Annotated in this window: 11 protein-coding genes; 2 read left to right on the plus strand and 9 right to left on the minus strand. The window is 45.8% G+C overall.

Going from position 1 to position 11,993, the window contains the following annotated elements; genetic code table 11:
* Positions 1-15: 15 nt before the first annotated feature.
* The 8 genes from CWE23_RS03750 to CWE23_RS03785 form a co-directional block, all read right to left on the minus strand.
* The gene (locus CWE23_RS03750) at positions 16-2,430 is read right to left on the minus strand and encodes an ATP-grasp domain-containing protein (protein ID WP_126819533.1); all 2,415 of its coding nucleotides are present in this window, start codon (positions 2,428-2,430) and stop codon (positions 16-18) included.
* Positions 2,427-3,491 (minus strand): ATP-grasp fold amidoligase family protein, encoded by a 1,065-nt coding sequence (locus CWE23_RS03755; protein WP_126819534.1) that lies wholly within the window; start codon positions 3,489-3,491, stop codon positions 2,427-2,429. Before CWE23_RS03755 ends, CWE23_RS03750 begins: the two co-directional genes overlap by 4 nt.
* Complete coding sequence (locus tag CWE23_RS03760; RefSeq protein ID WP_126819535.1) at positions 3,488-5,440, minus strand: glycosyltransferase family 2 protein; 1,953 nt, start codon at positions 5,438-5,440, stop codon at positions 3,488-3,490. The genes CWE23_RS03755 and CWE23_RS03760 overlap by 4 nt, the downstream gene beginning before the upstream one ends.
* On the minus strand, positions 5,437-5,973 hold the full coding sequence (locus CWE23_RS03765) for an MreC domain-containing protein (RefSeq protein ID WP_126819536.1): 537 nt from the start codon (positions 5,971-5,973) through the stop codon (positions 5,437-5,439). The genes CWE23_RS03760 and CWE23_RS03765 overlap by 4 nt, the downstream gene beginning before the upstream one ends.
* A gap of 3 nt (positions 5,974-5,976) precedes the next feature.
* The gene (locus tag CWE23_RS03770; RefSeq protein WP_126819537.1) at positions 5,977-7,071 is read right to left on the minus strand and encodes an ATP-grasp domain-containing protein; all 1,095 of its coding nucleotides are present in this window, start codon (positions 7,069-7,071) and stop codon (positions 5,977-5,979) included.
* 122 nt (positions 7,072-7,193) lie between these two features.
* Entirely contained in the window at positions 7,194-7,727 is a 534-nt protein-coding gene (locus CWE23_RS03775) for a hypothetical protein (RefSeq protein ID WP_126819538.1), read from the minus strand.
* Positions 7,728-7,809: 82 nt separating this feature from the next.
* Positions 7,810-8,169, minus strand: a complete 360-nt coding sequence (locus CWE23_RS03780) for a hypothetical protein (RefSeq protein ID WP_126819539.1) — start codon at positions 8,167-8,169, stop codon at positions 7,810-7,812.
* Between the two features lie 133 nt (positions 8,170-8,302).
* Entirely contained in the window at positions 8,303-9,022 is a 720-nt protein-coding gene (locus CWE23_RS03785; RefSeq protein WP_126819540.1) for a hypothetical protein, read from the minus strand.
* A 94-nt stretch (positions 9,023-9,116) separates the two neighbouring features.
* On the opposite strand from CWE23_RS03785, the gene CWE23_RS03790 reads away from it, so the two are divergent.
* Together CWE23_RS03790 and CWE23_RS03795 are read left to right on the plus strand one after the other, a co-directional pair.
* Positions 9,117-10,190: a GSCFA domain-containing protein gene (locus CWE23_RS03790; protein ID WP_126819541.1), complete on the plus strand. Its 1,074-nt coding sequence runs from the start codon at positions 9,117-9,119 to the stop codon at positions 10,188-10,190.
* Positions 10,183-10,899 (plus strand): hypothetical protein, encoded by a 717-nt coding sequence (locus CWE23_RS03795; protein ID WP_126819542.1) that lies wholly within the window; start codon positions 10,183-10,185, stop codon positions 10,897-10,899. Before CWE23_RS03790 ends, CWE23_RS03795 begins: the two co-directional genes overlap by 8 nt.
* Before the next feature lie 50 nt (positions 10,900-10,949).
* On the opposite strand, the gene CWE23_RS03800 is transcribed toward CWE23_RS03795, so the two are convergent.
* The gene (locus CWE23_RS03800; RefSeq protein ID WP_206750260.1) at positions 10,950-11,897 is read right to left on the minus strand and encodes a hypothetical protein; all 948 of its coding nucleotides are present in this window, start codon (positions 11,895-11,897) and stop codon (positions 10,950-10,952) included.
* Between the last annotated feature and the right edge of the window lie 96 nt (positions 11,898-11,993).

Raw genomic sequence — 11,993 nt, forward strand, 5'->3', positions numbered from 1 at the left:
AACGTGGTCCTCACTCTATTTATCCAGAATGTTAACGCCACCTCTGGCATTGAAAATGTTGAGTGGTCGGCAGCTCACTTCAGTAGGGACAGACTTATTAGAACCCTGAATGAGTAATCGCTGTAACTCATCGAGCGCAACCTGTGTACCACGAGCAGAAATTTCCACTTCTGAACCGACATTGCGAATGCCTGCTTCTAGCCCCAGCGCAGCACACATTTTTGCAGCCCAACGCCGGTAGCCCACACCAGTAACCTTACCACGCACTCGGTAATATCGTGCCTGCCGTTCTGTATTGCCAGCTGGCAGTAGGTCAGCCATGATCTCTCCCGCGACATTGCGCGGTTTTCCTACCGAGGGAAAATGATGCAACGCAACATCGCAATTAGCATTGACCTCAATAACTGCGGTCTTTTTGGGGTCGATGGGCGAACTGATATCGGTTGCTAAAATATCAACGCCGCAATACGCCAAATCCGTAAACGCTAACTGTGCCCGTTCCGCTAACGCGCGATAATCATCATGCACCTTATCGGTAACATCAACGCTATCGCCGCCAGCACTGACATTAGCAATGTCATTTAAAAAGCAGTGCTCATTATCCGCCAGCACTGTCGCCAAGGTATAACCAGACTTCTGTAAACGATAGGCCATCGCTTCATCATAACGTATCACGCATTTTTTCAGGTATGGATTGGCTTTACGCGCTTTATTCTTAATGGCAATGAGCTGCTCTATCGTATGCTTTCCATCACCAGTAACACTCGCAGGCAGTCGATGAATCGCCGCTAAAAAACGCCCTCCAGAGCATATCAAACGAAAGTCATCGCCTTCGATATGTTCCTCGATAACGACCTGACTTGCCCGCGCATAATCGAGCGCCATAAGCAGCTCATCATAGCTTTGAATATTTGATGTAACGCCTTTACCACCGGCACCATCAATCGGCTTTACCACCACCTTGGTACCAGTTGGCAGCGCCCGGTACCACGTCGTAATCGCATCGATATCGTTACTCGCAAACGCCTCACCGCGGGGCGTATAAATGCCCGCCTGCTCCAACTTGCGCTTAGTTGCGAACTTATCGTTGGTTATTTCACGAGTCTTCAACGACGTCACGGCCGGCATGTTTTGCCTAAACCGCAAGGTACGGTTAGCACTCGTCACCGACCAGCGCTTGTACCCCGACTTATTGGTAAAACAATTAACCAGACACCCCTGCCGCCAAGCGGCGCGTTGCAAGATGAGCTGATGAATATTGCCCTGATTGTGCAACAGCTCGGTATCAGGCTCAGCAATGACCGGCGCATAGTCAGCAAGTGCGCGACCACTGAAACTAGCTCTCACTGCACCGCTTTTTAAATCATCTTTTATCGCGCGTACACTGATAGGCGCTGTGTTGTGCAGGCGTTTCGGCTGTGAGAAAAAGTAACACACGAAGGCATCGGCAAAATCAAAGGGGTCACCCAGATCTGGTTTTAACAACGAACTGCTCTGTGGACGACTGTTGATTTCGATAACAACCAGTTCTTTTCCGGTATCAATGACATCCGCAGCGAAAACCTCAAGATCCGGGAAAGCACTATAAACGGCCTCACAGAATTGCCCGCAACCAGGCAGTGAGTTTAGTGGTACGCGTTCGATCATCCCACCGCTAGAACGTCCCAACTTATCCGAAAGGATGATTTGCTCGCCCGCTTCGGGGACCGACTGATAGGTCAACCGGCTTTTTTTCAACCGCAGGAGGGTCGCATCCTCAAACTTTATTTTGGGCAGTTTTCGTTTGCCACGAGCCGTATTTTCTTGCTCAATCAACTGCTCAACAGTCCTCTGACCGTCACCCGTAATCATCGGAGGATGACGCCGAACAGCAGCAACCGGTTGCCCGCCTAGCGCATAAATACGGTACTCTTTTCCGCTGATATGACGTTCACAGACCACCTTACCCGATAATTTTTGCAACACCGACGTAAGCTCAGCGGGCGTTTCAATATTCGCAAACACGCCTTTCCCCATACTGCCCTTCACTGGCTTCAGAACCAACGGGTATGAGGCTTTGCTGTGAAGCGCCTGATAACTTTTAGGATCATCTAAGTCGTATAACTGTGGTTTCGTCGTGGCAATGTTATAGCTAGCCAGCGCCGCTGCCGCAGAGAACTTATCAGCCAACGTTTTGCGGGTTTGCTCAGAAACACTGAGCGCGAGCGTACGATTAAAAATCAACCGCCGCCGTCCATCCGATAACCGGTAAAGATTACCAAGTTGGTTAGCTTGATTAAGAGGTACCTGTAAATGCTTAAAAAAAGGAATGCCTAGCCACTCAACCCGCAGCCCCCGTCGCTCAGCAGCTAAAGAAATGGCATAGCTACAGGTATTGTTACTGCTGAAGCCAGTGACAAAATAATCACTCAGCGTCGCAGTGCCGCTCATTTCTTTGCTACCGTTTTATTAAACACATCAAAGGATTTGCCGGCGATCAAGTCTTGCTGTAAGCGCGCCTCGGCTCTTAAATAGTGTTCACCAAGATAGCGATCAAATTGTGCGTTAAACGCGTTGTACTGACCCGGTCGAGGTGTAAATTCACCAAACACAAACTGATTTTCGCTGCGTAAAAAATCAATGCGCATAAACGGCGCCGGGATTGCAGAGCTTACGGCTAACGCCTGTTGCGCTTGCTGTTGCGTGAAGCCCTTTCCTTCAAAGGTTTTATTCTGATAGCGCCCGGTTTTTGCTAGGGTCATATCCGGCATCCACTCACAATAATGCCCACCATGCTCACGGTCGACTTCCAGCACAAAACCCAATTCACCGTAAAAACAGTAAAACTTCAGGTCCCGAGCAGGAACAGGCCGGCCATCCACGTCATCGCCAATATACTCTTCGAGAACCCAGCGGTTGTTGCGGATCACATTCGTATCGAGCAACTCATCAATTCTCTCGCGCAACGCCTGTTCACTCGGTAGGTTTTCCCCAGTCTTTACCTCAGTAATCCGGTCACCCGACAAAATGTAAATGCCGTTGCTGGATGAACCATTGGTCGGTTTTAAGACCGCCGGTTGGTTTAATTCAAGTCGTTCTATCGGCTTGGGTTTGGTTAACGGTTTCGGATGCTTCATTCCCAATGCGTTAACGAAGCGGTAGCCTCTCGCCTTACCATTTAACTCCAACTCGTTACGAAAACCTGACAGTTGACGTCTTCGGGTAGCCCTCGTTAAACATTCGCTAAACGACGCCGCCGCATGCAATGCAGCTCCAACGGTTGCCGCTTGCCTAACGTAAGCCTCAGACAGTTCATTAGCAGGAAAATGCTCACTCACGTATTCTAAAATATCAATGCGCTGTTGCTTATTGAGTTTATTCAACTGCGAAAGCACCAGCGAAAGCAGTTGGCTTCTTTGCTTTTGTTGTTCACATCGCTGCTCGTAAGCCTCGGCAATTTTTTGCATTAATTCTGTTACTACTGAATCACTCAGCTGTTCGGTATTACTCATGCAATACTCTCAATAAAAATCTTATCGGTGTTAAATACATCACGGACCTGCGCCTCAGCTTGCTCTATCACCGTATCTTTGTACGCGCCATCAGACAGTCGTCCACGATCGACCAGCACAGCCGATTCAATGCCCTCAAATTCCGGCGTTGCAACAACGGGATAAACCAGCAACTCAAGGTCACCCACAAGCAATGATTTAGCATTGACCTTGTCGCCAAAAACAATGGGTTCGGCTAAGCCTTCATGCAATAACTCACAATACTCATTCACAAATCGGTATTGCTTATTGTTGAAGCTTGGCCAATGCAACAACGCAATTTTTTCACCCTGTTCGGCCAGTTCACGGGCTTTCGTTAGCACTTCACGACTGTTTCGTTTACTTAAAAAGTCAGCGACGATAACCGTATCAAAGCTCTGGTGGTCGCCTCGTTTATGTAACATGGCCTGAGGAATCGAGGTTTTTGCCGTCGGATCAAGCCCGCGCTTATGGTACCAACGGCATATTTCCCGATACACCTGGCGCAGACCAAAGTAAACCGTACTAACATGGGTTGCTTTAGTACGCGTTAACGAACTTTCATCATCCAACGCAAACGCCATGGGCACCTCGGCCAGGCCATGCAAAATTGCCTGTTTGCCAAAATGATGTTGAGCGCGCCAAATGTATTCTGTATCCGCACTGATACGAACTTCATCCCAGTGACCGATCTTGCTTACCGCCTCACGGGTGAGCATAAACGATGAATGACTGTAGTGGATGATGCTGTCGGATGGCCGCCAATTGATCGTAAAATGTAAATCATCCGTCGCCCGAACCCAGCTTAATATCACACCTTGCGCATCAGGCTGCGCGCGCAATAACGTCATCTGTTGTTCTAGCTTTTGAGGATGGGACCAGTCATCCGCGTCGTGGGTTGTAATGTAATCGCCACTGGCTTCCTTTAAGCCGCGATTACGTGCCGGGTAAGCGCCCTGGTTGTGGGGTTGCTGCACCACTTTCACACGACGATCTCGCGCAGCGATAGCATTCAATACCGCCACCGTATTATCGGGTGAGCAATCATCCACGGCAATAATCTCAATATTGCGCCACGTCTGATTCAGCAGCGAATTTATCGCAATCTCGATACGGTCTTCCGCTTTGTATATCGGCATAATAATCGAGATTTTTTCATGTTGCTCAGCAGGCGGTATCGCGCAATCACGCTCGCTATGATTTGAGGTCAAATTGGCAAACGCAAGTGGCTGTTGCTCATCGGCTCTTGCAACCGGCAAATAGCCATGCCGCTGATACATATCATTAATGCAGGCCAAGCGCTGTTCATCGTCCGCAAAGGTGTTCGCCAACATTAAACGTGCATCAGGATCATCAGGATTTTCCGACAAATAGTCCGTTAGTATCTCTGCGGCAGCATCGGCTTGCTGCAGTTTTAACCGACTATTTGCTTCGAGCAACACTCGTGCCTTATCCAGGCGCTGGAGCGGCAACAACTCAGCCATTTTAAGGCTGAGCTCTAATGCCTCGCGATGTTCGCCATTGAAAGCCCGCCAACGAGCCAACGACCACGCGGCCAAATGGCGCTCCTGGATGGGGGCGCGTTCATCCTCAAGGATCTTAGCCAGAGCCCGGCAAGCGCTAATAGCATGGCCGGACCAGACTTTATCTTCCAGCACGTCCAGCTTGTTTTGCCGCGAGTGACGCCCTTCTTTTGCACCATGTAAAATGTAGTGCAACAGCGGGTTCATACCACTCTCAGCAACATCAGGATAGCGCTCAAGATAAAATTCCGTGTCGAACTTAACACCGGGATTTCGTCCTAATTTAGCACCAATTTTGTAATAGTGTTCCGCTGGGTGCATACCCAACAAACCAACGTCAGGGTACTTTTTTATGTACCAATCACGCTGTACAAAACCCGACTCTTTTAATATTTCTATCGCATTCATAAGTCGGCTTTATCACTCGGCTGAATTTCCCGACCTTCCTTCATACCCTGGCGTAGATAATGAACCAATGGATTCAAACCCTGCTCCGCAACATCTGTATGAAAACCTAAATACCAACGGGAATTAAACTGAGGGGACGGATCACGACCTTCTTTACCACCGTGAATCGCGTAATGCAAAACAGGATTCATGCCCGACTGCTTTACATCAGGATAAGTGTGCAAATACCACTCAGCATCAAACCAGTCAGACTGACGCAGCAGTTCGACATCTGACGATGGCAGTTCAGTCTTCGCATCCGCCTTTTTCAAAACTTTTTTGACTTTGCCAAATAGCCCGCCTGCAGCTGGCTTCACATTGCGCTTGGGCTGGCTACCGTCCGGGCGGATAGCCGGAGGCTTTTCCGGCAACTCAAGTAACCACTCGGTCAATCTGGCATTATCTTGCGCTTGCTGTTTAAGTTGTTCCTTAAGTGCTGCGACTTCTTCACGCAGTGCCGCATTTTCCTGCTGTAGTTCTTCATTTGTCGGCATAACTTAAGCGCCTGCATTCAGTCGTTTGATGGCATCCCATGCAGTCCGCATTTGCTCATTGACAAGCTCAGCTAACTTATTCGGCGCAGCTTCTTTCAGTTGCTTATATTTATCGGATAAACGCCATGCACCTCGCGACTCGCCCTTCTCGGCAACCGCAGCCAGTCGTTGATACTTCCAGTCCGGAATTTCCTCCACCGTGGCCAACGCGGCATCATCAACCGCCGACAGTGCCACCGAAAAACGCACCGCGCTATCAGCTTGCTGACCCTCAATCAGGTTTGCGCTGCCGTTATCGAGGCGGCTTTTGGCGCCGCTAAATTTATCATCAAGTTGTTTAACGACATCAGAAGACAGCTTAACCGCTTGTTTCGTTAGAATGCGAGGCGCAAAATCCAGTCCCGCGAACACAGGCCCCGTTGCGGTGGCAAAAAGCTGCACCGCAACAAACGGCGCTTTTGTTGCTAGTGATAGCGTTTGCGCGAGTTTCACATAGCGCGCGGCATGTTGAGGAATCAAATGATGCCCCTCTACCAATTCGCTACTGCTCAACGTCACATCTTGACCAAAGGCAAGCGGCAAAAATGCACCATCAAAATAGCTGACACGTCGCGTCGCAAAGTTATAGTCAGTTTGGCTGATAAAACCAACAATACCGTTGAACACATAAAAACTGTAACTTACCGGTGATACGGTACTGCTCAGTGCGCCAGGCTCACGAGCCTCTACAACCCACTGCTGCGGAACACCGGTAAATGTTGATTGATACAGTTGCGTCAGCTTTTCTTTTAACTTTTTAAGTCCATAAGAACGCAACGTGACATGATCAAAAAACCGGTTGTTCGGTTCACGGTCGATAATCATCAACGCCTTAGCTGACCAACCATCCGCTAATTTGATGACACAATGTTCGGCGAGCATATCCTCAGAAAGTTCGTCAATCGAATCTAACCGATGCGCCTGTTGAGTCGTCTTGACGCCTTGTTTTTGGGCCCAACTGACCGAGTTCAGATAGGACGCGAGCTCGTGCGACGGCTCAAGGTCTGCAAGTTGGTTAACATGAGCTAAAAACGGTGAATTAGTATCGACAATTGTCATAGTCACAGCCACAGATTTATCCAGAATAAAAGTTGTTAATAGGCTACTGATTATGGGGGAATATATCAATAAAAAAGGGCCATAAGGCCCCTTTAGACGTCAAGTTTTGTAAAGCCTGGAAGCTATTGAACCTGATTCGACGGAATCCGTTCACCGACCATACGAAGCTCTTTCGAACCTTCACCGAGATAGTTCTCGACATCGGTAATCTTTTCGCCAACCGTCTGCAATTCTTTAGCGCCCGAATCCGGATAAACCTTTTCAGGATCCATCGGCTCACCAATGGCAATCAACTCAGGAGCCCCCTCACCCACATAGGTTTCAGGATCCAGCCGTTCACCTATATGACGAACGACTTTAGAGCCTTCGGTCGCTTGCTCGGCATTTGCATCAGTACCGTCCATGTCCCGATAACTCACATTGCCGTTATCATCGATGTAGGCAACCCCGCGTTCACCCATGGCTGGTTCCGAACGTTCACTTTGCTGCCATTTTGGTTTTAATTCACGTGGCGCGGAACTCGCTGCGACACCAGCGTTTTGCTTCTCCAGAACCCGATCCCCCGACGTTTCGGCCGGATCACCTGCACTAACATAAGCATAAACACCTGCTGCAACCGCAACCGCAACAGCGCCCAAAATAATTTTGTTCGCCATAAACACCTCGTATAAAAACAGTAAGGCGGCCACCACCGTATTTGGTCGTAGCCACTACCCTTACTTTAAAAGCAACCGCCGATTATTTTAAGTCAGCACGGGTTGCGACACAGAATCCATTGTGTTGCAGGTTCGTATCAACTGAAAAGCGCATACCTTTACCCGTTACATAGGCCACTTGCGCCATCTCGAGAAAGCGACTACCAATGGTTGGATCTTGGAAGTCTCCGTCACAGTCGAACGTGATATAGCTTCCGCCACACGCGGGCGCAGTTTCACTCACATCAATATCGACCTGAGCCATACAACCGCCAAAGTTTTCTTTATCAATCAAGACCGCCGTGATATTGCTCGGAGGTAAGCGAACAATTTCAGCACTCGCGACAAGCGACGTGCCCATTGTGATACCAACTAAAGCAGCGAGAGTAATCAACTTTTTCATATCAAAACCTCAGTTTATTGTTTAAATGACATCCCTGATAGAGCTATTAAACATCCTCAAGCCAAACAAGGTTGATCTATTTACAATATTACAACATAAAAACGGTATGTCCAGAATATCATCGGGATTTTTATTACAAGTCATTTGCGTTAAGAAAAGACCTCAGCATTACCTTCCCAAATTCCTTGTTCATATGTGAAACATCACTTTCTGGGTGCTTAATTTCCCCGTCACCGGACACGTCAAGTTTCGCGCTGCCCACACCATAGTGTGAAACGGTACTAAATTCACGTGTTAAAGACGCTTCGGGCTGAACTAAAAGCGTAGTTTTAAAAGTCTCCAAACATAGGCTATAGCCCTGCAAATAACTTTGATACGCATTATCTGGAGTTACGATTGTAGGCTGTTGCTCGATAATTCTCATAGGAGGGGGGCTAACAACAATTGGACCACTAAAGCCTTCGTTACGGATCACTTCAGCTACATAACATGCACTCTTCTTAGTTGCTATTTGTTCAAAACACTTTTGCTTAAAGGCTGCAGACACTCCTTCTACAAAATCAAGGGTGACTCGAGGAGTAAAACCGTATAACCAGATTGCATCATAATCAGCAAGCACGACATCGCCAGTAGGCTGTCCTGAAGTGTATGCAAATGCAGCATCTAGCTGCTCAGTTTTTGGGCTCAATATACCGTTTGAGTGTGTTAGAAAGCGCACACCGGCAGCTCGATACATCGATGAGCGAGCAGCGAAAAAAGTAAACTTATACCGGTTTAATTCATTTCCAAGCTCCTTCCAAGCCTGTTTAAGAGCGCCAACATGACTCGTTCCTATTACAGCAATATGTTTCATTTGTCCCCCTACTGCAGCCGGTTTTTCTTTATCTCGCTCAGATATTTCGTTAATCTTGTTAGCCTAACATCAAAGGGAGTTTAGACATACAAAAATGGAACCCAATACCCCATACTCATCACTACCTGACAAGGCTTTCTGGCGCACAGCAGTCGCTCAGAAATCGCTGTTTGATATCACAGGACTGTGGGACCCTAAGTTCAAGATTCTACCCAAGCACAACGTTGCCACTTACGGCTCGTGTTTTGCGCAACACATCGGCAATGCTCTTTCAGAACGCGGCTTCAGTTGGCTCCGTACAGAGGTACCACCAACAACTGTACCTATAGAGACGGCCAAGCAATACGGTTATCATATCTTTAGTAGCAGAACCGCGAACATATATACAACATCTTTACTGCACCAATGGGTTAGATGGGCTGACGGTGAGAAGTCTCCAAACTTAGTCTGGAAACAGAGCAACAAATATTTCGATCCGTTTCGTCCTAAAATTGAGCCTCATGGCTTTTCAAGTGAGGAAGAAGTGCTTAGGTTGCGGCAGTACACAATAGAAAAATTTAAGCAATCTATAACCGAAGCAAACTTTTTTGTCTTTACGCTGGGCTTAACAGAAAGTTGGTTCGACAGGGATGGATTTGAATACCCGATGTGCCCTGGTACTGTAGCGGGTGAGTTTGACGCTGAGAGGCATCAATTTGAAAATCAATCATTTAAATTTATTAAAGACAATTTGTTATCAGCCATTGCAGTGATGCGAAAAATGAATCCTAAATTGAGGTTTATTCTTACGGTGTCTCCCGTCCCATTAACTGCTACAGCCTCGGGGAAACACGTATTAACGGCAACGATGCACTCAAAGTCTTTACTAAGAGCCGTGGCAGCAACAGTTTCCGAAACAAAGCACTATATTGACTATTTTCCTTCATACGAGATTATTAATAGCCCTGCTTTTAAAGGTGTCTTTTTTGAGCCTAATATGCGCTCCGTTAACCCAGCTGGGGTTAATTTTGTAATGAACTCATTTTTTCAGGGGCTGCACGACAAATTTGGCATCAACGAAACAAAAGAGAGGACTGTCAGTAAATCAAATATGAGTCCAAGCAGTGTCGATGAAGAAATTGACCAACATTGCGAAGAAGCACTACTAGAGGCATTCGGTAATGCGTAATCTCATCGTCCTCGGAGATAGCCACTTAACTACAGCCAAAGATCTCATTCAGCAGGCATTCGGTCATAAATTTGACAACCTTTATTTTATAGCAAATCGATTTTTAAAACATAAATGGTGGGACCTGAAACAGAATGACTACCTACATTGTTTCGAAATCACAGACACTAGGGTTCCAAATAAAACAATCGAAATATCCCGTACCGATGAAAATCATTTGCTATTAGTTGGTCTAAGAGTATCTGGCGATGGGCTGCTTAGAGCCTTTGGTAGTTTGACCCATGAAAAAACTCCCAAGCTACCTTTTTTTGACTATGAATTGTCAACAGCATTCATTCATAAAATTTATACTGACTACCTGTACATTCAACTAACTCCTATCGCTCAGGTAGTTAAAAATGATGACTTCGAAAGCATTCATTGGATACTTAGTCCAGACATGAGCGAGCGAGCGGCATACGCCAGGTTTGGTCAAGAAAGAGTAGAAGCAGGTTCTTATAAAAAGATAAAGAGTATTTTTGATACTGCCTTAAAAGAAATAAAAAACAAGCTGTTATTAACGGACATTAACTTTATAAGAGTTGATAAATTCGAGGAGGCATCAGGATTTAATAAAAGCGAAGTCGCGATCAAACTCCGCCCCCCTTTAGACATCCACCTCAGTAATAATTATTATGAAAAAGCCCTAGAAACCCTGGCTATAGAATAATATCAGCATGAATCGCTTTTTTAGCCTCTAAAACCGTCGTCAAGGTAATGCTACCTCTTATTTTGGTTTAAAAAATAATTTGCGACTTCCAATAATAATTGATTTTGAATCTCAGAGTCCTGATCACTTAATTTTAGGACATCTTCAACTCTGTTCTCAAATTTTATATTCTCAACCGGCTTATTCAAGTCACTGCCGAAAGAAAAATCAATTCCAAATTTTTCGTTAAGCCATTCAATATCGCTTTTATTATTAAATCTTATGAGCGATTTTACGGAATCTTTTAACTTGGGTTTACAAACCAGTCCTTTATCCGAACTTATTTGACTAAGTAGCGACGTTAATTTGTTGCTATCAGGAAAAAGAATATTATCATCTTCAGGGTAAAATCGTTCTCTGTACTTTTTTATCACTAGCATCGCAGCGGTAGATAATGATTCATTTGACTTATTAAGCTCGATAGGCCTAACAATATCTGTACCAAAAAATTTATTAGTTACATCTAAGAAGTCAGAAACGATGTCACCGTCGACTAGGGCATCAGGAGAGAACTCTCTTACTTCGACGTCAGAAAATTCCGAGTACCACCTTTCATAGATGCTCCTATAATTAAATTTATAACTGTTCGGACTAGCAAAAGTGGATGAGCCTTTTATTCTTTGTTGAATTTGTGACAAATACAGCGAGCATACTTCCCTAAAGTAAACAACAACTTTTACTTTATTAAAGCCCATCTGATTTATGATTTTCTTAAATTCTTTGACTTCCTCATAGCTGAATCCACAAAAGTATTCACCACTCAACAAGACGTTTTTATGGCCATTAACTTCTGAAATGAAATTAGATTTAAGATGATTTACAAAAGCTCTATATACTTCATCGTCTGCTCTGAATTTTGTACGAATATCGCGTCGAATTCTTTCATGAGGCATAACCAAAGTACAAAGTTGATTATGATGCTTTTTATTATTCAGAACAGGGTAATGGATGCTATCCATGTCACCCTTTTTAAACAGCGTATAAAGAACTGTCTGTAAGGTGGTACTCCCTGTTTTCCCTGTACCTATATGAAGCAATAAATTACTCAACTTTAA

It is taken from the genome of Idiomarina aquatica (genome assembly GCF_003987185.1).
Taxonomy (GTDB): Bacteria; Pseudomonadota; Gammaproteobacteria; order Enterobacterales; family Alteromonadaceae; genus Idiomarina; species Idiomarina aquatica.